This window comes from Allopontixanthobacter sp. (genome assembly GCF_034376665.1).
Taxonomy (GTDB): Bacteria; Pseudomonadota; Alphaproteobacteria; order Sphingomonadales; family Sphingomonadaceae; genus Allopontixanthobacter.
Genome location: NZ_JAXMJI010000055.1, coordinates 26,134 through 50,170 on the forward strand (window position 1 = coordinate 26,134; position 24,037 = coordinate 50,170).

Genomic DNA, 24,037 nt, shown 5'->3' on the forward strand with positions numbered 1-24,037 from the left:
AAGACCGGCGTCCTGCAAATTCCGAAACGGGAAGGAAGCGATTACTCGCTGGTTTCTTCCTCGCCAGCTTCTTCTTCCTCGGCTGCTGCTTCAGCGGCAACGTCAGCTTCTTCATCGGTGGAACCGTCCTGGCTCTTCATGGCAGAAGGAGCAACGATGGTGGCGATGGTGAAGTCACGATCGGTGATCGCGCTGACGGAACCTGCCGGCAGTTGGACACTGCTGATATGGATCGAATCGCCGACTTCCAGACCGGTAACGTCGATGTGGATTTCGTCGGGGATCTTGTCGCTTTCGCAAACCAGTTCCAGATCGTGGCGAACCACGTTGAGAACGCCGCCCTTCTTCAGGCCGGGGCTGGCTTCTTCGTTGATGAACACGACAGGGATGCTGACTTCGATCTTCGAATCCTTGGACAGGCGGAAGAAATCGACATGCAGCGGCTGATCTTTCACCGGATGAAAGGCAACGTCTTTCGGCAGGGTGCGCACTTTCTTGCCGCCGATCTCGATCATCACGATCGAGTTCATGAAGTGGCCGGTGCCGAGCTGACGGTTCAGCTCCTTGGCTTCGACGTGAATCGGGGCAGGGTCTTCGCCGCCGCCATAGATGACAGCAGGTACTCGGCCTTCGCGACGCAGTGCACGGGAGGCTCCCTTGCCAGCCCGTTCGCGCGTCTCGGCCGGCAGGGTCAGAGCGTCGCTCATGGTAATTGCCTTTCGAATTGCATTATTTGATCTTCCGTCTGCCAAGCCTCCAGGGATGACCTTGGCCGGAAGCGCGCGCCTTTACGGGGAAAGCGGGCAAATGACAAGCGGGAATGGCGCGGTGCAGTGTCCGCTTCGCCGGTTACTGCACCCGCGTAACATTATAGCCTTTCTGCTGCATCAAGCTGGGCAATCCTTCGGGCCCGGCCATGTGGGCTGCGCCGACGGCGATCAGGGCCGGCGGAGACGCGGGCAACAAAATGTCCAGCTGTTCCGCCCAATCCTCGTTCCGCTTGACCAGCAAGGCGGTGCGCAGTTCGGGGTAGGACATCAATCCCCGGGAATTCTCGCGCGCAAGGCTGCCCATGTCGCCGCTGATCCAGATGCGCGCGAGCTTTGCACTTTCCTCGGCAGCGTCTCCGCCTTCCTGCACCACCGCTGCCAGCAAGTTGCGCTGGTCCCGTTCGGGCAGGCTATCGAAAATGCCAAGCTGGCGCGCAGGCCCCTCGAATTCGCGGACTGGCCGCCCTGCAAAGCGGCGCAGCAGCGCGCGGTCGACTCCGTTTTCGGGGTTCCCGCTGCGAACACCCTGCGCCAGCATCAACGCGGCCGCCCAGCTTTCGGTCGCCGTGAAATCGCTGTCGGAATAGGAGGTTTCGGCCAGCATATCGCGCAGCGCCGCCTGGTCGCCGGCGGGCAGCCGTTCAGACAGCGCCGGCAAGCCTTCGGTGCGGGCGAGCCGGGTAAAGATATGCGCAATCGCTGCGCTGTCCTCCAGCGCGGCGATCTCGACAATCAGCAGGTCGGCCTCGTCGATGGTATCGGATATCAGTTCCGTTTCCCAAGTGGTGCCGTCGGGTAGCGAATGGATGGTGCCGAACAACCAGCCTTCCACCGTCCCGTCGGACGAAGCCAGTTCCCACATGGCCGGCCGGGGGGCTGATTGCTGGGTTGGCTGCTCAATTTCGCCCGCAGTTTTCTCTCCGCAGGCTGACAAGCCCAGGGTGCAGGACAGCGCCAGCGCTGCGGAGAGGAGAAGCTGCTTCATCACTGGACCCGCGAAATTTCGATGCCGCGCAGTTCAAGCGCGTCCTGCACGCTCTTGTCTCCTGCCAGATGGCCCGCTCCGACGGCGATGAACACGGTGCCGGGCGTGTCCAGACGAGTGTCGATCCATTCGGCCCAGCTGGAATTGCGCTGATACAACAGGCGTTCGGCCAGCACCTGGTCGGTCAGCCCTTCGTTCATCAGTTCAGCCAGGCCGTCGGCATCGCCTTCCAGCCATTCCGCGACCATCCTGTCGAGCATTCCCTTGATCGTGTCGACGCCCTCGGCTGCCTGCACCAGAAACGTGATCTGGCTTTCGAGCGGCAGCTGGTCGAACAGGCTCATCTGAAATTCGATCGTTTCCAACTCGCCGCGCGGCTTGGCCTCGCCGCCCTTGGCAGTCAGCACCGCCTCGACTCCGCTTTCGGGTGAATAGCCTTCCTTCATGATCGGCAGCATCGACAGCATCATGCTGGCGTACCACGGTTCGAACCGGTCGAAGGTTTCCACCGGCATTCCGAGTTTGGTCATCGCCGCATCGTAGGATGCCCGCTGTGCCTCATCCAGCAAGTCGCGCAGTTTCTGGTCGGCGGGCAGCATCCCGGTGTTCATGATGATCGACTGCATGTTGGTGGCTGCATCCGGCGTCATCATGATTTCGGTAACCAGGATGTCGGACGATGCCAGCGCATCGGCGACATTGCCTTTGTACCAGTCGACATCCTTGGGCAGGGCATGGACCGTGCCGAACAGATAGATGGTGGTATCCTCGTCGGCCACTTTCCACAGCGCCGGACCGCCCATTTCCACCTGTTCGGCGGGAACCTGGGCCGTGGGGACGGGCGTTGGCTTCTGCTGCTGTGCCAGTACGGGGGTACTCGCAATCAGGGACAGGGCAGCGGCGGTGCAGGCAAGTTTGCGCAGGAATTTCGTCATGGAGATGTCTTTCATTCCGAAGAGTTGAACGGTTGATTAAAGCGTTACCGCAGACGGAGCACTCTGGCTATGTCAGGACTGCCTGATAGAAAGTCATCCTCTCGTGTCATTTTAGCGGGAAAGGTCGCCGCGGCATTGACCGGAAAACGCACGTCCGCCAAAGCGCGGCATAATGAAACGAGACCCCGCGCACAGCTTTCAGGACATGATCCTCAGCCTCCATGATTTCTGGAGCGCGAACGGCTGCCTGATCCTGCAACCCTACGACATGCGGATGGGGGCAGGGACGTTTCACCCTGCGACCACGCTGCGTGCGCTTGGACCCGAACCCTGGAAAGCAGCCTTCGTCCAGCCCTGCCGCCGCCCTACCGATGGCCGTTACGGCGAAAATCCCAACCGTCTGCAGCACTACTATCAATATCAGGTGATCCTGAAGCCGAGCCCGCCCGACTTGCAGGAACTCTACCTCAAGAGCCTTGAAGTGATCGGGATCGACCCGCTGAAACACGATATCCGCTTCGTCGAGGATGACTGGGAATCGCCCACGCTCGGCGCGTGGGGGCTGGGCTGGGAAGTATGGTGTGACGGGATGGAAGTGACCCAGTTCACCTATTTCCAGCAGATGGGCGGGTTCGATTGCAAGCCGGTGGCGGGCGAGCTGACCTATGGGCTGGAACGGCTGGCAATGTATATCCAGGGCGTGGACAATGTTTACGACCTCGCGTTCAATTCCGCCGGAGTTTCGTATGGGGACGTGTTCCTCGAAAACGAACGCCAGATGTCCAAGTGGAACTTCGAGGTCGCCGAAACCGATGCGCTTTTCGACCTGTTTGGCAAGGCTGAGGCCGAGTGCCGCAACGCGCTCGCCAATGATGTTCCGATTGCCGCCTATGAACAGGCGGTCGAGGCCAGCCACATCTTCAACCTGCTGCAGGCGCGCGGGGTGATCTCTGTCCAGGAACGCGCCAGCTACATGGGCCGTGTGCGCGATCTGGCCCGTGGTTCCTGCGAAAAGCACATGGAACTCAAGAAAGACGAATGGGCCGAGAAATTCCCGGAGTGGTCGGCATGATTGTGCTCGTTCAAGCCGTTCTCGGTTTCGTTACTTTTCTGACTATTTATTTCTGGATTTTTTCGTACTTTTATTTTCATTCGCGGATCGAGCGGCTTGTTTGGCGAGGCAAACTTAGTGAGAAGCGCGTCCAGCCCATAGCCTTTAGTCTGACCGTTGCCGGAGGAATTGTGATTTGGTTGCTCTGGCGGTTCGTCCTTCCTGACTGGTGGATTGAAGCTACTCCAATGATAGTTGCCGATTGATGCCCGACTTCCTCCTCGAACTGCGCTGTGAAGAAATTCCCGCCCGGATGCAGAAGGGCGCGCGCGCTGACCTCGAAAAACTGTTCCGCGCCGAAATGGCCGCCGCAGGTGTCCTTCGACAGGCTCAGGATGAGCGGGAACTGGATGTCACCGTCTGGTCCACCCCGCGCCGCCTGGCGTTGATCGCCCGCGACCTGCCCACGCAGACCGAAGCCGTCAACGAAATAGCGAAGGGTCCGCCCGAGGGTGCTCCCGATCAGGCGATCGACGGTTTTTGCCGCAAGAACGGCGTGACGCGCGAAAGTCTCGAACTGCGTGACGTCAAAGGGCGAAGCACCTATTTCGCGGTGATCGAGCAGCCCGGCCGCGCTGTTGCCGATGTACTGGCGGATGCGATTCCGGCGATCATCCGCGCCTTCCCATGGCCCAAATCGATGCGCTGGGGGGCTTCGTCGATCAGCACCGAGAGCCTCCGCTGGGTCCGACCGCTGTCCGGCATCGTGGCGATCTTCGGCGATGAAGTTGTGCCGTGCGAAGTGGACGGCGTGACGTCAGGCTGCGCGACGCTCGGCCACCGGTTCCATCACCCCGGCCCGATCACCCTCGGCGGCGCGAGTGATTATGCAGAGAAACTGCGCGCCTGCCACGTAATCGTCGACCACGGCGAGCGCGAAGCGATGATCCGCAGCGGCGCGGCAAACGCCGCCGCCATCGCCGGGCTCGATCTGGTCGAGGATGAAGGTCTGGTCGTCGAAAACGCTGGGCTGACCGAATGGCCCGTGCCGCTGGTCGGCCGGTTCGAGGAAGATTTCCTGCAGGTCCCGCCCGAAGTCATCCAGCTGACCGCGCGGGTGAACCAGAAATATTTCGTGTGCGAGAAGGACGGCAAACTGGCGAATGCCTTCATCTGCACCGCCAATATCGAAGCGGCCGATGGCGGTGAAGCGATTGTTGATGGCAACCGCAAAGTCCTCGCCGCGCGCTTGTCCGATGCGCGGTTTTTCTGGGATGTGGACCGGAAGAAAACCCTGGCGCAGCACGCCGAGGGGCTTGGGCGGATTACCTTTCACGAGAAGCTCGGCACCGTGGCCGACAAGGCCGAACGGGTGGCCAAGCTGGCGCGGTGGCTGGTGGTGGAAGGGATCATACCTCCCCAGATTGGGGCGGGGGACAATGCGACGCTTGGTGGAGGGGCAGGTGCTGTTAGCGCGACCTCTCAAGGTTCTTCCAGTCCGCCCGTGCCCCTCCACCACCCTGCGGGTGGTCCCCCTCCCCCGATGGGGGAGGATCGAGCGCGCCTCGCAGACCAGGCCGAACTCGCCGCCCGCTTGTGCAAGGCCGACCTCGTCACCGAAATGGTCGGTGAATTTCCCGAATTGCAAGGCCTCATGGGCGGCTATTACGCCCGCGCCGAGGGCCTGCCCGACGCCGTAGCCGACGCCATCCGCGATCACTACAAACCGGTCGGGCAGGGCGACGATGTGCCGACTGCGCCGGTAACGGTGGCGGTGAGTTTGGCGGATAAGCTGGATACCTTGATTTGTTTCTTTGCGATTGGGGCAAGGCCCTCTGGATCGAAAGATCCTTTCGCTCTTCGCCGCGCCGGCCTTGGCTGCATTGCCCTCATACTCGAAAATGGGCTTCGTTCAGGCCTTGCCCGATTGGTCGATGCCTGGAATCAGTTGTTCGACCCTGCGCGAAACGGTCCCGCCGACCTCCTCGAACAGATGACCGACTTCTTCGCCGACCGCCTCAAAGTCCAGCAGCGCGAAGCGGGAGTCAGGCACGATTTGATCGATGCGGTGTTTACTCTAGGTGGCGAGGACGATCTTGTCCGGCTGCTGGCAAGGGTGAGTGCATTGCAGAATTATGTCGAGACCGCCGAGGGTGCCAACCTGCTCGCCGCCTATAAGCGCGCGGCGAATATCCTCAAGAAGGAAGGCTGGATAACCGAGCCCACCCGCTCCCCCGCGCAGGCGGGGGCCCAGGGTGAAGGAGCGCTCAGCCCCACTAGCCCCCCGCCTGCGCGGGGGAGCGAAGGTGACGATGTTCCGCATACAGGCGAAGAGGATCCGTTCGCCTTGGTGGACGATCCGGACATGAAGCCAGTGATCGAAGCCAGGATGGCCGAGCGGCACGCAGGCCAGCTTTCCTACACCCCCGAACCCGCAGAACAGGCACTGATCGACGCCTTGGCCGAGGCCGAGCCCCGTGCCGCCGCGGCCATCGCGGCGGAGGATTTCTCCGCCGCGATGGCCGCGCTGGCATCGCTCCGCGCGCCGATCGACGCCTTTTTCGAGGAAGTCACGGTTAACGACCCCCAAGAAAACAAACGGACGGCGCGGCTCGATCTGCTTGCGCGGTTCCGTGCTGCAGTGCACAACGTCGCGGACTTCTCGAAGATCGAAGGATAAATTCCCACATGCAGACGGTCTACAGTTTCGGCGGCACGGACGCTTCAATCGATCCGCGCGCGAAGGACAAGACCGTCACCGGGGGGAAGGGCGCGAACCTGGCGGAAATGGCCGAAATCGGCCTGCCGGTGCCGCCCGGCTTCACCATCACCACCGAAGAATGCGTGAAATATCTGGCCGGTGGGTCGGACTTCTCGGACGAATTGCGCGCCGATGTGGCCGCAGCGCTGCGGGAGGTGGAAACCGCCGTTGGCAAGAATTTCGGGAGCAAGGACGATCCGCTGCTGGTGTCTGTGCGCTCGGGCGCGCGGGTTTCCATGCCCGGGATGATGGACACCGTCCTCAACCTCGGCCTCAACGACGAAACCGTCGCGGGCCTCGCAGCTACGTCCGGTGACGAGCGGTTCGCCTGGGATTCCTACCGCCGTTTCATCCAGATGTATTCGGACGTCGTGCTCGGCCTGGATCACGGCTTGTTCGAGGAAGCCTTGGAAATCGCCAAGGAAGACAAAGGCTTCTACGCCGATACGGAGATGGAAGCTGAGGACTGGAAGGTTCTTGTCGCGCAGTACAAAGCCATCGTGGAGCAGGAACGGGGCGCACCATTCCCGCTCGACGTGCACGAACAATTATGGGGCGCAATCGCCGCCGTGTTTGACAGCTGGGATGCGGACCGGGCGAAGGTATATCGTCGATTGAACGACATCCCCTCCGACTGGGGCACCGCCGTCAATGTGCAGGCGATGGTGTTCGGCAACATGGGCGATACGAGCGCAACCGGCGTCGCCTTCACCCGCAACCCCGCGAACGGCGAGAAAGCCTATTACGGCGAGTATCTGATCAACGCGCAGGGCGAGGACGTGGTCGCGGGCATCCGCACGCCGCAATATCTGACCCGTGAAGCCCGCGAAGCCGCCGGTGCCAAACCGCTGAGCATGGAAGAAGCCCTGCCCGAAGCCTATGCCGAACTGGCGCAGGTGTTCGACCTGCTGGAACGGCACTACCGTGATATGCAGGACATCGAATTCACCGTCCAGCAGGGCAAGTTGTGGATGCTGCAGACCCGCAGCGGCAAGCGGACCGCGCGGGCGGCGCTGAAAATGGCGGTCGACATGGTCGGCGAGGGCCTCATCGACGAGCGCGAAGCGGTGCTGCGGATCGATCCGATGGCGCTCGACCAATTGCTGCACCCGCGGCTCGACCCCGACGCACCGCGCACGGTGCTGACCACCGGCCTTCCGGCGTCGCCCGGCGCAGCCAGCGGCAAGATCGTGCTCGATGCGGACACTGCGGAACAATATGCGGCGCGCGGCGAAAAGGTCATCCTGGTGCGGGTGGAAACCAGCCCGGAGGATATTCACGGGATGCACGCCGCGCAGGGCATCCTGACCGCGCGGGGCGGGATGACCAGCCATGCCGCCGTGGTGGCGCGCGGGATGGGCCGCCCCTGTGTTTCCGGCGCGTCGCAGGTGTCGATCGACATGGTGGCCCGGACTCTTCGGATCGGGACCGCGGAACTGCGCGAGGGTGATCTGATCACCCTCGACGGGGCCAAGGGGCAGGTGATGGAGGGCCTCGTCGCGACGATCGAACCGGAACTGGTCGGCGATTTCGGGACTCTGATGGAATGGGCGGACAAGCACCGCCGGATGCGCGTGCGCACCAACGCCGAAACGCCAGACGATTGCCGGATGGCGCGGCAATTCGGCGCGGAGGGCATCGGCCTTTGCCGGACCGAACATATGTTCTTCGACGCCGGCCGGATCAGTGCCGTGCGCCAGATGATCCTGGCAGAGGATGAGAAGGGCCGGCGCAAGGCGCTCGCCAAGTTGCTACCCGAACAGCGGGGTGACTTCCGCCAGATCTTCGAGGTCATGGTCGGGCTGCCGTGCACAATCCGGCTGCTCGATCCTCCCTTGCATGAATTCCTGCCCACCGCTGACGCTGATTTTGCCGAACTGGCCGATGTGACCGGGCTAGGTGTCGATCATTTGAAGCGGCGGGCGGCGGAGCTGCATGAATTCAACCCGATGCTGGGCCATCGCGGCTGCCGGCTGGGCATTACCTATCCCGAAATCTACGAGATGCAGGCGCGGGCGATTTTCGAGGCGGCGTGCGAAGTGGCCGATGCCTCGGGCGAAGCTCCGGTGCCCGAAATCATGGTGCCGCTGGTCGCGACCCGCCGCGAACTGGCGATTTTGAAGGTGCTGATCGACCGGGTGGCTCAGGAAGTGTTCACCGACAAGGGTCGTTCTATCGAATATCTCGTCGGCACCATGATCGAATTGCCGCGCGCCGCACTGATGGCGGGCGAAATCGCTCATGAAGCACTGTTCTTCTCCTTCGGGACCAATGATCTGACCCAGACAACGCTGGGCGTTTCCCGCGACGATTCCGCCCGGTTCCTCGCGCCCTATGTCGAAAAGGGCATTTTCGCCCGCGATCCTTTCGTCAGCCTCGATATCGAGGCTGTCGGCCAACTGGTACGCATGGCGGCGGAGCGCGGCCGCGAGACGAAGCCCGGGATCAAGCTGGGCATTTGCGGCGAACATGGCGGCGATCCGGCGAGTATCGCCTTTTGCGAGGAAGTCGGTCTGGATTACGTCAGCGCCTCGCCCTACCGTGTGCCGATTGCGCGGCTCGCAGCGGCGCAGGCTTCGCTTCGCTAGGATTTCCAGCCGGTTAGGGTCAGTATCTCGAAGGTTTCGAGTACCCGCCCTTGGTCGTCGGCATGGTCCATGAAGGTCCGTCGGGCCGTCTCTAGCGCCGCTTTCGTAAGCGGCGGAGTGCGGGAAGCTAGCACGGACGTCAGACCCTGCGCCCGAAGATCGGCGATCAACCGGTCGAAACTCCGGTAGCTGACGTGAAGTGTATGCGTATCAACGACCTGGCGGGCAAAGCCGCTACGCTGCAGAAGCTCCGCGCCGGAACGATTGTCCACCATCGGATGCATCCGCGCCGCTGGCCGGTCCCCATCGGCCGCATACATTGCCTGCCGCAGCATGGGCAGACTACCCGCACCGACCAGGCTCGCAATCATCAGCCCGCCGGGCTTCAACGCGTTCCGGATATGGATCAACGCGCCGGGCAGGTCGTTGACGGTAGCGAGTGAAGACAGGTTGACGATCAGATCGAAGGGCTCGAACGGCAGCGGGCATTCTTCATCGAGCATAGGCGGATCGGCAGAAATGATTTCCCGATCCGGTGTAGCAAGGGCGCGTGCAAGGCTGCGCCCGCGATCCCCGACGAGCAGGCAGCGCGCGGGCTCTTGGCGCGTGAAAGCCAGGCGTTCCAGCACGTCATCGACCATTTCATCGAGGATAAACCGGGGGGCATCTGGCTCCTGTAACAAACGCTCGGCACGGCGGGCTAGCGCTGCGCGGCGAACCGGGTCGAAGATGCGGGGCGGGCTACCGGGCGGCATCGGTCCGCTTTGCCGCGCTTGTCAGCCGGGTGCAAGCGCGGCAGAGCGGCATGATGTCGCTGGGATCGATCATCGCTGCCAATTTCGCGCAGGCCACTGCGCCGATCGTCGATCTGATCTATCCGCCGCGCTGCCCGCTGTGCGGCGAGGGTATCGCAGGTCATCAGGGGTTATGCGGCCCGTGCTGGACGGAATTGCAGATTCCCGGAGAGCCCGCTTGCGCCGCCTGCCAGCGCCCGTTTGGCGGCAGCAGCGTGTCGGAAGGGGCCTTGTGCGCGCCGTGCCTGTCCGATCGGCCGCGGCACGACGGGATTGCCGCCGGGACGCTGTACAATGCTGCCTCGCGCAAGCTGGTGCTGGCCTTCAAGCATGGCCGGAGAATTGGGATGGCTCCGATGCTGGCCCGCCTGATCGCTGCGCGCCTGCCGCCGATGGAGGGTGATTGGCTGATCATGCCGGTTCCCCTTCATCGCTGGCGCTTGTGGCATCGCGGTTATAACCAGGCGGCGTTGCTCGCGGCCGAGCTGGCGCGGTTGACGGACGGTACCCTGATCGTCGACGGATTGGCGCGTACGAAAGCGACAGCATCGCTGGGCGGTCTGGGCAAGAAGGCCCGCGGTCGGATGTTGTCCGGTGCCATCGCGGTGCAGGAGCGGGAGGCGGCGCTCGTCAAGGGCGCGAACATTGTTCTGGTCGATGATGTTCTCACCAGCGGAGCCACCAGCGACGCCTGTGTGAAGGTTCTGAAAAGGGCAGGGGCGGCCAAGGTGGTAATTGCGTGTTTTGCGCGGGTGATGGACGAAGCGCTCGATTTGCGGCCTCAAAACATAACGCCCGGGACCGATCCGGACCCGGGCGCCACGTGACGAAAATGCTGGATCCGCCTTTCGGTGTGGTAATCATCCCCCCAGAAGATTACCCGAATCCAATCCCTCATCGTTCTGGAGGTGCCTTCGCCGAAGCGGGCAGCTCTCCTTAGTCCCCTGAACCTGGCGCTCTGTCGGCACCGCCGTTCGGTGGGTGGCTCAGACGAGCCACGGCCGATACATTCCATCAGGACCCTAAACATCAAAGTGCGTTGTGTGTATCGACCGGATTTTACGTTACGTCTGTGGTTATACTGCAACATCCAATAAAGACGTCTTGATGCTCGGTTTCGACCGCTGGAAGGAACATTCGTGACTGCTGATCAATCCTCCATGACTGCCCGGGAAAACGGGAGCGAGTTCCTGCCGAAGTTCGATTCCAACGGGTTACTGACTGCAGTTGTTGTCGATGCTCGGAACAAAGATGTGCTTATGGTGGCCATGATGGATCAAGTAGCGATCGACCGGACATTGGAAACCGGCACCGCCCATTTCCACTCCCGGTCCCGCGGCCGGCTGTGGATGAAGGGGGAGACTTCCGGAAACACGCTCGCGGTGATCCGGATTCTGGTCGATTGCGATCAGGACGCGCTGATTCTCGAGTGCACTCCCGCTGGCCCCGTATGCCATACGGGTGCGCAAGACTGCTTTTACCGGGAACTGGGGAAGGACGGCCTGAAGCCGAAATCCAGTTGACCTTTACGTAAAGGTGATGTAACCAAGCGGAATGTCGAACGCAGCCCATGCCAAGCCCACCTCGATTGGTTCAGATCAATCGAGTCCTGCCCGTCACGCCGGCGCCCATCTGGACCGGCCCGACAAATTGTCGCGCGAGCAATTCAGCATTTCCGATCTCACGTCGGAGTTCGATTGCACCGCCCGCGCCTTGCGGTTCTATGAGGACGAGGGGCTGGTCGCGCCTGCCAGAATTGGACTGACAAGAGTCTATTCGAAACGCGACCGCGCGCGGCTCGCATGGATCATGCGGGCGAAAAACGTGGGTTTCAGTCTGACGGAAATCCGCGAAATGATCGACCTTTACGACCTCGATGATGGCCGGGTCGAGCAACGCCGCGTCACGATCGACCGTTGCCGCCGCCACGTCGCCAAGCTGAAGGCGCAGCGTGACGATATCGATTCCTCGATCAGCGAACTGACCGATTTCATCAAGCAGATCGAGCGCCTCGATCTGGACTCATCGGCTTCCTGAGCCGCCTGCGTTCACCCCCCGAACAAACCCTCGCAAAGGACACATTCATGCCCACCTACACCGCTCCGACGCGCGACACGCGGTTCATCGTCAATGAAATGCTCGATCTGGCCAGCTACGGCAATCTTCCGGGGTTCGAGAATGCATCGGCGGACATGATCGACACGGTAATCAACGAAGCGGGGAAATTCTGTGCGGAAGTCCTGCACCCGCTGAACCAGGTGGGCGACCGTGAAGGGTGCACTCGCAACGCCGATGGCAGCGTGACCACGCCCACCGGTTTCAAAAAAGCCTTCGAGCAGTACCGCGAATCGGGTTGGGGCACGATTGCCCAGCCCGAGGAATTCGGCGGGCAGGGTATGCCGCATGTCCTGGGCTTTGTGGTCGAGGAATTCATGGCTGCGTCCAATCAGGCCTTTGCCATGTATCCCGGCCTGACCGCGGGTGCGATTTCCGCGATTACTGCAAAGGGATCGGACGAGCAGAAGGAAATGTACCTTCCCAAGATGATCTCCGGCGAATGGACCGGCACCATGAACCTGACCGAGCCGCATTGCGGCACCGATCTGGGCATGATCCGCACCAAGGCGGAGCCGCAAGCGGACGGGTCCTATGCGATCACCGGCACCAAGATTTTCATCTCCGCCGGTGAACACGATATGTCGGAAAACATCATTCACCTGGTTCTGGCCAAGACTCCCGGTGCGCCCGACAGTTCCAAGGGCATTTCGCTGTTCATCGTCCCCAAGTTCCTGCCCGATGCCGATGGCAATCCCGGCGCGCGCAATGGCGTGATGTGCGGATCGATCGAAGAAAAGATGGGAATTCACGGCAATTCGACCTGCCTGATGAACTATGACAGTGCCACGGGCTGGATGGTCGGCGAAGAGAACAAGGGCCTCGCCGCCATGTTCATCATGATGAATGCCGCCCGGCTCGGGGTGGGTATCCAGGGCCTCGCGCAGGCGGAGATTTCCTACCAGAATGCGGTGACCTACGCTTTGGACCGCCGCCAGGGCCGCGCCCTGACCGGTCCCGCCGATCCTCAGGCGCAGGCCGATCCGATCTTCGTCCACCCGGATGTCCGCCGGATGCTGATGGATGCCAAGGCGTTCACCGAAGGGATGCGGGCACTCGCGCTGTGGGGCGCGCTGCAAGTCGATCTGACTCACAAGGCGCAGACCGAGGAAGAGCGGGAGGAGGCCGACATGATCATCAGCCTGCTGACTCCGGTAATCAAGGGGTACGGCACCGACAAGGGTTATGACATCGCCAACAATATGCAGCAGGTTTACGGCGGTCATGGATACATCGCCGAATGGGGCATGGAGCAATTCGTCCGCGATTCGCGCATTGCAATGATCTATGAAGGCACCAACGGGGTGCAGGCGATGGATCTGTGCGGACGAAAACTGGCCCACAAGGGTGGCGCGGCGATCCAGGCATTCTTCAAGACGGTCGACGAGGAAATCGCCTCCGCCAAGGCCGACGAAACCCTGAAGCCGATTGCCGAAGCACTCGACAAGGCGCTGACCGACCAGAAAGCTGCGACAATGTGGTTCATGCAGCATGCGATGCAGAACCCCAATGATCTTGGTGCCGGCGCGCATCATTATATGCACATCATGGGCATCGTTTCGCTCGGCCTGATGTGGCTCCGGATGGCCAAGGTTGCTGCCGCCAGGCTGTCGCAGGGTACTGACGACAAGGCATTCTACGAAGCCAAGCTGACTACCGCGCGGTACTATGCCGACCGCTTCATTCCCGATGCCGGTGCGCTGCGCCGCAAGATCGAAAGCGGCGCTGCATCGATGATGGCGCTGGAAGCGGACGATTTCGCCACGGCGGCGTAATCGGCTCGATAGTCCAAAAGGAAAGGGCGTCCGCTGGTGTGGATGCCCTTTTTCTTTTGGTGAGAGTGCCGACTGCTATTCGGTTGGCAGGAAATCCGGGACGGAGAGATAGCGTTCACCGGTATCGTAATTGAAGCCGAGAATCCGCGTTCCCGGATCGAGGTCCGGAAGTTTCGCCTCAATTGCTGCCAGCGTGGCGCCGCTGGATATGCCGACCAGCAACCCTTCCTCGGTAGCCGAACGCCGCGCCATTTCCTTCGCCTTGTCCGCATCCACCTGGATCGAACCATCGATTGCCTGGGTGTGCAGATTGCCGGGAATGAAGCCCGCGCCGATGCCCTGGATCGGGTGGGGGCCGGGCTTGCCGCCGGAAATCACCGGGGAAAGCTCCGGCTCGACCGCGTAGGCCTTCATCTTCGGCCAGCGGCGCTTGAGCTCCTCCGCGCAGCCGGTCAGGTGGCCGCCGGTGCCGACGCCGGTAATCATCACATCGATCGGGTCCTCGGCGAAATCGCGGAGGATTTCCTGCGCTGTCGTGGACACATGAATGGCCACGTTGGCCGGGTTGTCGAATTGCTGGGGCATCCAAGCGCCTTCGGTTTGATCGACCAGCTCCTGCGCGCGTTCGATCGCGCCTTTCATGCCTTTCGCCTTGTCGGTCAGGTCGAATTTGGCACCGTAAGCCAGCATCAGTCGGCGGCGCTCGATCGACATCGATTCCGGCATAACCAGCAGCAGGGTATAGCCCTTGACCGCCGCCACCATCGCAAGACCTACCCCGGTGTTGCCGGAGGTCGGTTCGATGATTGTGCCGCCAGGTTTCAGCTCACCCGACTGCTCGGCAGCCTCGATCATCGACAGCGCAATGCGGTCCTTGATCGAGCCGCCCGGATTAGCCCGCTCTGACTTCATCCAGACCTCGTGATCCGGAAACATCCGCGACAGGCGGATGTGCGGAGTATTGCCGATGGTGGCAAGAACGGAGGCGGCTTTCATGATTTCTCTCCTTGCGGCGCTGTTTCCGGTTCGGCTTCCGGCCCTGTATGCAACAATTCGTCAGGCGGATCAAAGGTCCGCGTGGTTCGGAGCACGGGAAAGATCCGGCTCCAAATAGCCACCGTGAGGATCGCCCCGGCCCCGCCGGTCACCACTGCCAGCACTGGACCGATGAAGAAGGCGAGGGTTCCGGAAAAGAAATCGCCGAATTCGTTCGAGGCCGAAATCGTCATCAGCGACACCGACGAAACCCGGCCGCGCTTGTCGTCCGGGGTGTGCAGCTGGATCAGCGACTGCCGGATATAGACCGAGAACATGTCCGCCGCGCCGACGATGAACAGCATCGCCAGCGACAGCGGCATCGAAGTCGATACTCCGAAGATGATCGTGGCAACGCCGAATATCGCGACCGCCCACAGCATTTTGGGCCCGACGTGGGTTCTGAGCGGCCGAAAAGAGAAATAGAGCGCGGTCAGCGCGGCCCCCACCGCTGGCGCCGCCGCAAGCTGGCTGAGGCCGGGCGCGCCGACATCCAGAACGTCGCGGGCGTAAACCGGAAACAAGGCCGTCGCGCCTGCAAGAAACACGGCGAACAGGTCAAGCGTGATCGCGCCCAGCACCATCTTGTTGCGAACGACGTATTGCAGGCCGTCCACAATCTGTCCCACGGGCCGCTGCGCGCCGAGGATCGGGCTTTTGGGGACCTCACCAATCAGGCTGAGAGCGATGATCGAAACGGCAAACAACCCGCCTGCCACTGCATAGGGCAGGGCGGGTGCGATGACATAGAAATAGCCGCCGATGGCCGGGCCGACGATCATGCCCACTTGCCATGCAATCGAAGATAGCGCGATCGCGTTGGGCAAGATCGCCTTGGGCACCAGATTGGGGGCGAGGGCCGACAACGCCGGTCCGGCAAAGGCGCGTGCAATCCCGAGCAATATTGCAACGCCGAACAGGCTCAACAGCGTGATCATGCCGCACCACGTCAGCGCAGCGAGCAATCCGGCGCAGGCCATCTGCAGGCCGACCGTCATCCGGGCGACGGTTTTCCGGTTGAGGCGGTCCGCCGCAAGGCCCGAGAAGGGGGTCAGGACGAACAGCGGCAGGAATTGGAGCAGCCCGATGAGTGCGAGTTGGCCGGACGATTCGCCGACACTCATGCCGCTATCGCGTGCGATGTTGTAGGTCTGCCAGCCGATGATCAGCAGCATCGCATATTGCGCCAGCGTCATCGCCAGACGCGCGACCCAATAGGCGCGAAAGTTTGCAATCCGGAAGGGGGAACTCTGACCGCTCACGCGAGGGCCATGGCAGGCCCGCCAGGTAAATCCAAGCGGTCAGTTGCCGGAGCGCGACCCCGCCCCCGGATTTTCCGATCTTACCGGGTTTTGCGCAGACGCGGATTGGGCTGAAGAGTGTCGATGATCTGCATGAAATCATCGTACCGGATGATGCGTTCGAACTGGAACCCGGCGCGGTTGTCGAGCAGCCAGATAACATAGGCTTCGATCCGGCCCACGACCGGCAGGCGCACGATGACCCGGTCGCCGCGGGCAAGTTTCTCCCCGTCGTCCACCATGAAGCCATGCGCGGAGACATTGCTGATATGCAGCTTCATGTCCCCGTGGTCGCGGTGCTCCGCGATCACCGGAAAATCGACCGGATGACGCGTTGCCCTGCGCAGGTCAGTTACTGATAATTGTGCTCCGACAGTCAATGGACCTTGCCTTCCGTTCTTCTCTGGAAGGAGCGTTATGGAGCCAAAAGGCTGATATTTTGTAAAAGCCGATTGTCCTGAAATGACACGTTACGGCGCGTTTCCGACAGTTTCAGACTGTCAGAATGGCGTGCTTCTTCTTTCCGAGGCTCAGCTTTCGGCTCTCGCCGGGTGGGATCGTCAGCACGAAGGAGGGGTCGTCTATCACCGCATCGTCGATTTTAACGGCTCCTTCGGCGATCTTGCGTTTCGCCTCGCCGTTGGACTGCGTGAATCCCACCGCGGAGCAAATCGCGGCGATGCCCATGCCTTCCGTGCCCAGCGACAGGGTGGGCAGATCATCGCCCAACCCGCCACCCGCAAATGTCGCCGCAGCTGTCTCCGCCGCAGTCTTTGCCGCCGCAATTCCGCGCACCAGCCCCGTCACTTCGTTGGCGAGGATTACCTTGGCATCGTTGATTGCACTTCCTTCGAGACGCTCCAGCCGGGCGATTTCCTCCAGTGGCAGGTCCGTGAACAGCCGCAGGAACCGGCCGACGTCCCGGTCGTCCACGTTGCGCCAATATTGCCAGAAGTCGTAATTCGGCAGCTGCGCTTCGTTGAGCCACACGGCACCGGCAGCAGTCTTGCCCATCTTTGCGCCGTCTGCCGTGGTGAGCAGCGGCGTGGTCAGGCCGAAAACCTCCATCCCGTCCATCCGGCGGGTGAGTTCGATTCCGTTGACGATATTGCCCCATTGGTCGCTGCCGCCCATTTGCAACCGCGCGCCCATGGTCTGGGCGAGATGACGATAGTCATATCCCTGCAGGATCATGTAATTGAATTCCAGAAAGGTCATCGGCTGTTCGCGCTCGAGCCGCAATTTCACCGAATCGAATGTCAGCATCCGGTTGATGGTAAAATGCGTTCCGACCTTCTGCAGCATCTCGATATAGCCGAGCTGCTTCAGCCAGTCATGATTGTTGACCATGATTGCATCGGTCGGTCCGTCGCCGAAGGTTAGCAGCTTTTCGAATACAGTACGGATCGAAGCAATGTTCGCGTCGATGGTATCATCGTCCAGCATCTTGCGGCTTTCGTCCCGCCCGGTGGGATCACCAATCCGCGTGGTCCCGCCGCCCATCAGGACGATCGGCTTGTGCCCGGCCTGCTGCAGGCGGCGCAGCATCATGATCTGCACCAGGCTGCCGATGTGCAGCGAGGGCGCGGTGGCGTCGAAGCCGATATACCCCGGCACGACTTGCTTCGCGGCCAGAGCATCCAGGCCCTTGGCATCGGTCGCCTGATGGATATAGCCACGCTCGGAAAGCAGGCGCATGAGATCGGAGCGGAATTCGGTCATGGCCGCGCGGCTAGCACAGGGGATGCGGAATCGAAAAGCACCAACTTGTCCCCCATCCGGCACACAAGCCACGGTCGGTAAGCGGGGTAGCGGTGGGGATCCTATCGCATGACCGCAACTGGCTGGGCCTGCGCTGGACGGTCACGGGCGCGCAGAAGGTAATCGTTCCGCCGTTCCGCAGGCGCGGGCGCGCTGATGGTCTGTGGCAGACAACGTGTTTCGAGCTGTTCCTGAAAGAGCCGGACACCGGGCGTTATACCGAATTCAACCTCTCGCCATCTTCGCAATGGGCGGCCTATGATTTCGAAGACTATCGCGGCAAACCGGAGGGCCGACCAGTCCCGCGCGATCTGCAGGCCACCTACCGACCGGGCGGCAAGACGTCGATATTCGACGGATATATCCCCTCTGCGGCGCTGCCCCGATTGCCCGCTGCCATGGCGCTCACTGCGGTGATCGAGGAGACCGGCGGCGTCAAAAGCTATTGGTCGCTTTGCCATTCCGGAAGCGCACCTGATTTCCACGATCCCGCTTGCTTCACCGCCACGCTTGCGGCACCGGAGAACCCATGAAATTCGGTATCGATCGCCTGCTCGCATCCCCTGAACTGCTCGCCGAATTGTCCGGCAGGCGCGTTGCACTGGTGGCGCATCCGGCGTCGGTGACGGCGGACCTCACCCATTCGCTCGACGCGCTGATTGCGGCAGGGGTCAATGTCACGAGCGCCTTCGGGCCGCAGCACGGACTGAAGGGGGACAAGCAGGACAACATGGTCGAAACGCGTGACGAGACCGACCCGGTCTACGGCATCCCCGTGTTCAGCCTCTACGGCGAGGTTCGCCGGCCCAGCGGGCAGATGATGTCGAGCGCCGATGTGTTCCTGTTCGACCTGCAGGATCTCGGCTGCCGGATCTATACGTTTGTCACTACTTTGCTGTATCTGCTTGAAGAGGCTGTCAAACATGGCAAGACCGTGTGGGTTCTCGACCGGCCCAATCCCGCGGGCCGCCCGGTGGAGGGTACGTTGCTGGTGCCGGGTCAGGAGAGCTTCGTCGGCGCGGGTCCGATGCCGATGCGGCACGGGCTGACCATGGGCGAAATGGGCCATTGGTTCATCGAGCATTTTGGCCTCGATCTGGATTACCGCGTGGTCGAAATGGAGGGTTGGAATCCGGAGGGTCCCGGTTGCGGCTGGCCCGAAGGCCGCGTCTGGATCAATCCGAGTCCCAACGCCGCGAACGTGAATATGGCGCGCGCCTATGCCGGTACGGTCATGCTCGAAGGCACCACCCTCAGCGAAGGCCGGGGCACGACCCGACCCTTAGAGGTGTTGTTCGGCGCACCCGATGTCGACGCCGCCGCGGTGCACCGCGAAATGCAACGCCTCGCCCCCGAATGGCTCCGCGGCTGCAAACTGCGCGAGTGCCATTTCGAACCGACCTTCCACAAACACGCAGGAACGCTGTGCAACGCCTTGATGATCCACGCGGAAGGTCCTTTCTACGACCACGCCGCGTTCCGCCCGTGGCGGTTGCAGGCGCTCGCCTTCAAGGCAATCCGCAGTGTCTATCCAAACTATGATCTATGGCGCGATTTCCCCTACGAATACGAGCTGGAACGGCTCGCGATCGACGTGATTAACGGCGGTCCAGGCCTGCGCGAATGGGTCGATGATCCGGCGCAGGAACCTGGCGATCTACAGGCGTTGGCGGCGGCTGACGAGGTGGCATGGCTCGGGGCGGTGGAGCAGCACAAGCTCTATTGAAGGTCCAAGCCATAGCTTCCCGGTTTACCCCGCCTTCCGGCTCAACTCCCGCATCGCATCATCCAGACCGTCCAGTGTCAGCGGATACATCCTGTCGCCGGCCAATTGCTTGAGCATCTTGGTCGATTGCGAGTAATTCCACTGGTTTTCCGGGACCGGATTCAGCCAGACGGTGGCGGGATAGGTGTTTGTCACCCGTTTCATCCACACCGCGCCGGCTTCCTCGTTCATGTGTTCGACGCTGCCGCCCTGGTGGGTGATTTCATAGGGGCTCATGGCGGCATCGCCGACGAAGATGATCTTGTAGTCGTGACCGTATTTGTGGAGGATATCCCAGGTCTTGGTCCGTTCGGCCCAGCGGCGGCGGTTGTCTTTCCATACGCCTTCATACAGGCAGTTGTGGAAATAGAAAAATTCCAGATTTTTAAATTCGCTATTAGCCGCACTGAACAATTCTTCGACGACCTTGATGAACGGGTCCATCGATCCGCCGACATCGAGGAACAGCAGCAGCTTGACCGCATTGTGCCGTTCGGGGCGCATATGGATGTCGAGCCAACCCTGCTTGGCGGTGCCTTCGATCGTCGCATCGAGATCGAGCTCGTCCGCCGAGCCTTCGCGGGCGAAGCGGCGGAGGCGGCGTAGAGCCATCTTGATGTTGCGGGTGCCGAGTTCGCGCGTGTTGTCGAGGTTCTTGAAGTCCCGCTTTTCCCACACCTTGATGGCGCGCTTGTGCTTGCTCTCGCCGCCGATCCGTACGCCTTCGGGATTGTAGCCCGAATTGCCGAACGGGCTGGTGCCCCCGGTGCCGACCCATTTGTTGCCGCCCTGGTGGCGCTTTTCCTGTTCCTCCAGCCGCTTCTTCAGTGTCTCCATGATCTCGTCCCAATCGCCGAGCGACTTGATCGCTTCCATTTCCTCGGGCGAGAGGAATTTTTCCGCGACGGCTTTCAGCCAGTCTTCGGGCACTTCGACGGGGTTCTGGCCGTAATCGCTGATGATCCCCTTGAAGACCTTGTCAACACCTGATCAAACCGGTCGAGCAGACCTTCGTCCTTCACGAAAGTGGCGCGGCTGAGGTAATAGAACGCCTCAGGCGTCTGCTCGATAACATCCCTGTCCAGCGCTTCCAGCAGAGTCAGATGTTCCTTGAAGGAAGCCTTGATCCCCGCCGCGCGCAGCTCGTCTACGAAATCGAAAAACATGCGCCGTCCCTATCCTGCCTCCGGCTCCGGCGCCAGAGGGCTGTTGGCGGACGGCCGGTGAACCCGGTGCACCGCCGCGACCAGCACGAAGGAGATATACATCAGCAGGTACCATGCGCCGAGCTTGCCGTAGGATACCATCGCCCAACCGTCTGCCTGATCGGGATAAGTCCAGGCGCGGGCGAAGGTGGCGATGTTTTCCGCCAGCCAGATGAACACCGCAACCAGGAACCAGCCCAGCAGCAACGGCATCCACCGGTCATTGCGCCAGACACGAAAATATATCCTTGTCCGCAGATGCAGCGCGCCAAGGATGGCGAACAGGCCCAGGCGCACGTCGATCAGGTAATGGTGCGCGAAGAAATTCACGTAAATCGCGGCAGCCAGGACGCAGGTTGTCCAGGCCGGCGGATATGCGGTGAACCGAAAATCGAAAATCCGCCACACCCGCGCGATATAGCTGCCGACGGCGGCGTACATGAAGCCGGAAAACAGCGGAACATTGCCGATCCGGAGATAACTCGCCTCGGGATATTCCCATGATCCGGCGTAGGTCTTGAACACTTCCATGATCGTCCCGACCACGTGAAATACGAGAATTACCTTGGCCTCGTTCAGGGTTTCCAGCCGGAAAACGAGCATCGCGACCTGAATCGCAAGCGCTGCCAGCGTCAGGAAATCGTAGCGGGGCAGCACGGCGTCGCCGGGATAGAGCAGATGGGTTGCCATCAGCAGCGCCAGCATCAGCCCGCCGAACAGGCAGGCCCAGGCCTGTTTGAACCCGAACAGCAGGAATTCGTAGATCCATGACGGCCAACCGCGAGGCGGGCTATAGGTCTCGAGCCGAGCACGGATACCGGCGAACCGCGTCGCCGCGGCGCTGATTTCGGGGTCGGGGCTGGTCCGGGGCATCTGCTGTTCCGCGCAGGTGGAAAGGTCGAATGCCTCCTAAGCACGAATCGGGCGGCAATTGGCACTACAATTTAACCCCTTCGAGACAATCTTAAGATGATGGTAACCCTGATCCGGTTACAGCCGCGGCGCACAGATTAGGGGCCGCAATCAATGAAGCATGAGACTTTCGGCAATGTTCTTCCGGGTTCGATCGACCTGATACCGGAAAGTTGCGGCGAGGTTACCGTCGGGTGTTCCGACGTGGCCGGGATCGTTCAGTCGGTGATCCACTCCTCGGAAAAGCTGCGCGCCGAACACGGTGCCTTGCAGGGAACCGTAGCCGAATTGGAAGCGGACCAGCGCAAGGTCTCCGAAGCCAGCGACGAAGCGCGGCTGCTGTCCGAACGTGCGATCGAGCGGCTAGGGCAGGGGACGGAGATGATCCAGACCTCGCTAGGGCGCATTTCCGACCTTCTCGACCTGGTCGACACACTGTCCCAGCACGTCACCGGCTTTGCCGCGGCCATGGAACAGGTGCGGCGCTGTGCGCAGGATATCGACCAGATCGCCGAGACAACCAACATTCTCGCGCTCAATGCCACCATCGAGGCCATGCGGGCGGGCGATGCCGGGCGAACCTTCGCCGTGGTCGCCAGCGAAGTCAAAGGCCTCGCCAACGATACCCGCAAGGCCACCGAAGAAATCGGCCGCACCATCGACACGCTCGGCGGCGAGGCGGAACGCGTGATCGCGCAGATCGAAAACGGCGCCGAGGCGAGCCGCGATGCGAAAAGCTCCGTCGTCCAGATCGAACAGACCATCAACGGGGTCGCCGAACTGGTCGAGGAAGTGGACCGGCAGAACGATCAGATCGCACGATCGACCAGCACCATCAGCGGTCATGTCCACCGGGTGCAGGACGTACTCGATAGCTTCGACACTGCCGCGCGCCACAACGAAGACCAATTGCAGACCGCCCACCGGCGGATGAACGAGCTGGAACTTACCGCCAGCGAAATGTTCGACGGGATCGTGAAAGCCGGACTGTCCCCCAAGGACAGTGAAGTGGTCGAGCGCGCGCAAGCCGTCGCGAATGAAATTGCGGAGCGGGCGGAAGCAGCGCTGGCAGACGGAAAACTTTCAGAAAGCGATCTGTTCGACCAGAACTACCAGAGTGTCGCGGGCAGCAACCCGCCGCGTTTCCGCACCGGTCTGAGCGATTGGGCCGACCAGAACTGGCGGCCAGTGCTTGACCGGATTTCGGCGCAAGGTGCACCGATCCGGATGTGTTCGCAGGCCGACATGAAGGGCTTTCTGCCCACCCACGTTACCGCCCATTCGCGCCAGCCAACCGGCGAACTGGCGCATGATACAGAATTCTGCCGCAACGGCCGGATCCTGTTCGACGCGCTGGATGCGAAGGCAAAGCGCAGCACCGCGCCCTATATGATGGCGGTGTACCGGCAGGAAGGCGACGGCCAGCAGTATATGGTCGTGCGCAATGTCTATGTGCCGCTGTTCATCAACGGCCGGCGCTGGGGCGACTTCGAGCTGGCCTATTCATTCGAGGACTGATCCCGAGATCGGCTTCCGCGCCTAGCCGCCCTGGCGGCGGGCCATGAAGGCAAGCCGTTCGAACAGCATCACGTCCTGCTCGTTTTTCAGCAGCGCGCCGTGCATCGGCGGGATCGCCTTGGCCGGGTCACGGTCCTGCAGAACTTCCAGCGGCATATCCTCGTTCAGCAGCAGCTTGAGCCAATCGAGCAATTCGGACGTGCTGGGTTTTTTCTTGAGTCCTGGAACTTCGCGAATTTCATAGAAGATATCCATCGCCTTGGTGACGAGGATCTTCTGGATATCGGGAAAATGGACGTCGATGATTTCCCGCATTGTGTCGCGGTCGGGAAACTTGATGTAATGGAAGAAACAGCGGCGCAGGAATGCGTCCGGCAGTTCCTTTTCATTGTTCGAAGTGATGATCATGATCGGGCGTTCCTTCGCCTCGATCCGCTCCTTCGTTTCGTAAACGTCGAAGCTCATCCGGTCGAGTTCCTGCAGTAGATCGTTGGGAAACTCGATATCCGCCTTGTCAATTTCGTCGATCAGCAGCACCGGCAATTCGGGGCTGGTGAAAGCCTCCCACAATTTGCCTTTCTTGATGTAGTTCGAAATATCGTGGACCCGCTGTTCACCAAGCTGGCCGTCCCGCAGCCGCGCAACCGCGTCATATTCGTACAGGCCCTGCTGCGCCTTGGTAGTGGACTTGATATTCCACTCGATCAGCGGTGCGCCCATTGCCTTGGCCACTTCATGGGCCAGAACCGTCTTGCCGGTGCCGGGT

Annotated in this window: 21 protein-coding genes and 1 pseudogene; 11 read left to right on the top strand and 11 right to left on the bottom strand. The window is 61.4% G+C overall.

What is annotated here, in order from left to right; translation table 11 throughout:
• Positions 1–41 precede the first annotated feature (41 nt).
• From U0988_RS05700 to U0988_RS05710, 3 genes are all read right to left on the bottom strand, one after another.
• A complete protein-coding gene (locus U0988_RS05700; protein ID WP_322291662.1) occupies positions 42–707 on the bottom strand; it encodes a 50S ribosomal protein L25/general stress protein Ctc in 666 nt (221 codons plus the stop codon).
• A gap of 142 nt (positions 708–849) precedes the next feature.
• Positions 850–1,755 carry a TraB/GumN family protein gene (locus tag U0988_RS05705; protein WP_322291663.1) on the bottom strand — a complete coding sequence of 302 codons (906 nt, stop codon included), beginning with the start codon at positions 1,753–1,755 and terminating at the stop codon, positions 850–852.
• Positions 1,755–2,705: a TraB/GumN family protein gene (locus U0988_RS05710; protein ID WP_322291664.1), complete on the bottom strand. Its 951-nt coding sequence runs from the start codon at positions 2,703–2,705 to the stop codon at positions 1,755–1,757. Before U0988_RS05710 ends, U0988_RS05705 begins: the two co-directional genes overlap by 1 nt.
• Before the next feature lie 157 nt (positions 2,706–2,862).
• Between U0988_RS05710 and U0988_RS05715 the strand changes: the two genes are divergently transcribed.
• From U0988_RS05715 to ppdK, 4 genes are read left to right on the top strand one after another with little or no spacing between them, the layout of a single operon-like run.
• Entirely contained in the window at positions 2,863–3,762 is a 900-nt protein-coding gene (locus U0988_RS05715; protein WP_322291665.1) for a glycine--tRNA ligase subunit alpha, read from the top strand.
• The gene (locus U0988_RS05720) at positions 3,759–4,007 is read left to right on the top strand and encodes a hypothetical protein (protein ID WP_322291666.1); all 249 of its coding nucleotides are present in this window, start codon (positions 3,759–3,761) and stop codon (positions 4,005–4,007) included. Before U0988_RS05715 ends, U0988_RS05720 begins: the two co-directional genes overlap by 4 nt.
• Positions 4,007–6,421 (top strand): glycine--tRNA ligase subunit beta, encoded by a 2,415-nt coding sequence (glyS, locus tag U0988_RS05725; protein WP_322291667.1) that lies wholly within the window; start codon positions 4,007–4,009, stop codon positions 6,419–6,421. Before U0988_RS05720 ends, glyS begins: the two co-directional genes overlap by 1 nt.
• An 8-nt stretch (positions 6,422–6,429) precedes the next feature.
• Positions 6,430–9,090: a pyruvate, phosphate dikinase gene (gene ppdK / locus U0988_RS05730; protein WP_322291668.1), complete on the top strand. Its 2,661-nt coding sequence runs from the start codon at positions 6,430–6,432 to the stop codon at positions 9,088–9,090.
• On the opposite strand, the gene U0988_RS05735 is transcribed toward ppdK, so the two are convergent.
• On the bottom strand, positions 9,087–9,845 hold the full coding sequence (locus U0988_RS05735) for a methyltransferase domain-containing protein (RefSeq protein WP_322291669.1): 759 nt from the start codon (positions 9,843–9,845) through the stop codon (positions 9,087–9,089). The genes ppdK and U0988_RS05735 overlap by 4 nt on opposite strands.
• Before the next feature lie 29 nt (positions 9,846–9,874).
• Between U0988_RS05735 and U0988_RS05740 the strand changes: the two genes are divergently transcribed.
• The 4 genes from U0988_RS05740 to U0988_RS05755 all read left to right on the top strand — a co-directional run bounded on the left by U0988_RS05740 (position 9,875) and on the right by U0988_RS05755 (position 13,774).
• Positions 9,875–10,711: a ComF family protein gene (locus U0988_RS05740; RefSeq protein WP_322291670.1), complete on the top strand. Its 837-nt coding sequence runs from the start codon at positions 9,875–9,877 to the stop codon at positions 10,709–10,711.
• A gap of 333 nt (positions 10,712–11,044) precedes the next feature.
• Positions 11,045–11,407 (top strand): phosphoribosyl-AMP cyclohydrolase, encoded by a 363-nt coding sequence (gene hisI / locus U0988_RS05745; protein WP_322291671.1) that lies wholly within the window; start codon positions 11,045–11,047, stop codon positions 11,405–11,407.
• Positions 11,408–11,438: 31 nt separating this feature from the next.
• The gene (locus U0988_RS05750; protein ID WP_322291672.1) at positions 11,439–11,921 is read left to right on the top strand and encodes a MerR family DNA-binding transcriptional regulator; all 483 of its coding nucleotides are present in this window, start codon (positions 11,439–11,441) and stop codon (positions 11,919–11,921) included.
• A gap of 47 nt (positions 11,922–11,968) precedes the next feature.
• A complete protein-coding gene (locus U0988_RS05755) occupies positions 11,969–13,774 on the top strand; it encodes an acyl-CoA dehydrogenase C-terminal domain-containing protein (RefSeq protein ID WP_322291673.1) in 1,806 nt (601 codons plus the stop codon).
• Positions 13,775–13,849: 75 nt separating this feature from the next.
• Here U0988_RS05755 and cysK read toward each other — a convergent pair whose 3' ends face one another.
• From cysK to tyrS, 4 genes are all read right to left on the bottom strand, one after another.
• Positions 13,850–14,770, bottom strand: a complete 921-nt coding sequence (cysK, locus tag U0988_RS05760) for a cysteine synthase A (RefSeq protein WP_322291674.1) — start codon at positions 14,768–14,770, stop codon at positions 13,850–13,852.
• Positions 14,767–16,071, bottom strand: a complete 1,305-nt coding sequence (locus U0988_RS05765) for an MFS transporter (protein WP_322291675.1) — start codon at positions 16,069–16,071, stop codon at positions 14,767–14,769. The genes cysK and U0988_RS05765 overlap by 4 nt, the downstream gene beginning before the upstream one ends.
• Positions 16,072–16,151: 80 nt before the next feature.
• A complete protein-coding gene (locus tag U0988_RS05770) occupies positions 16,152–16,490 on the bottom strand; it encodes a PilZ domain-containing protein (RefSeq protein WP_322291676.1) in 339 nt (112 codons plus the stop codon).
• A 112-nt stretch (positions 16,491–16,602) separates the two neighbouring features.
• The gene (tyrS, locus tag U0988_RS05775) at positions 16,603–17,832 is read right to left on the bottom strand and encodes a tyrosine--tRNA ligase (protein ID WP_322291677.1); all 1,230 of its coding nucleotides are present in this window, start codon (positions 17,830–17,832) and stop codon (positions 16,603–16,605) included.
• 92 nt (positions 17,833–17,924) lie between these two features.
• On the opposite strand from tyrS, the gene U0988_RS05780 reads away from it, so the two are divergent.
• Both U0988_RS05780 and U0988_RS05785 read left to right on the top strand, forming a co-directional pair.
• Complete coding sequence (locus U0988_RS05780) at positions 17,925–18,404, top strand: DOMON-like domain-containing protein (RefSeq protein ID WP_322291678.1); 480 nt, start codon at positions 17,925–17,927, stop codon at positions 18,402–18,404.
• Positions 18,401–19,597, top strand: a complete 1,197-nt coding sequence (locus tag U0988_RS05785; protein ID WP_322291679.1) for a DUF1343 domain-containing protein — start codon at positions 18,401–18,403, stop codon at positions 19,595–19,597. The genes U0988_RS05780 and U0988_RS05785 overlap by 4 nt, the downstream gene beginning before the upstream one ends.
• Positions 19,598–19,621: 24 nt before the next feature.
• Here the strand turns inward: U0988_RS05785 and U0988_RS05790 are convergent.
• Both U0988_RS05790 and U0988_RS05795 read right to left on the bottom strand, forming a co-directional pair.
• Positions 19,622–20,802, bottom strand: a pseudogene (locus U0988_RS05790) (vWA domain-containing protein).
• 9 nt (positions 20,803–20,811) lie between these two features.
• A complete protein-coding gene (locus U0988_RS05795; RefSeq protein WP_322291680.1) occupies positions 20,812–21,714 on the bottom strand; it encodes a DUF817 domain-containing protein in 903 nt (300 codons plus the stop codon).
• A gap of 153 nt (positions 21,715–21,867) precedes the next feature.
• Between U0988_RS05795 and U0988_RS05800 the strand changes: the two genes are divergently transcribed.
• Positions 21,868–23,271, top strand: coding sequence for a methyl-accepting chemotaxis protein (locus tag U0988_RS05800; RefSeq protein ID WP_322291681.1), 1,404 nt, complete (start codon positions 21,868–21,870; stop codon positions 23,269–23,271).
• Positions 23,272–23,292: 21 nt separating this feature from the next.
• Here the strand turns inward: U0988_RS05800 and U0988_RS05805 are convergent.
• A partial coding sequence (locus tag U0988_RS05805; protein WP_322291682.1) for a MoxR family ATPase occupies positions 23,293–24,037 on the bottom strand: 745 nt, incomplete at its 5' end.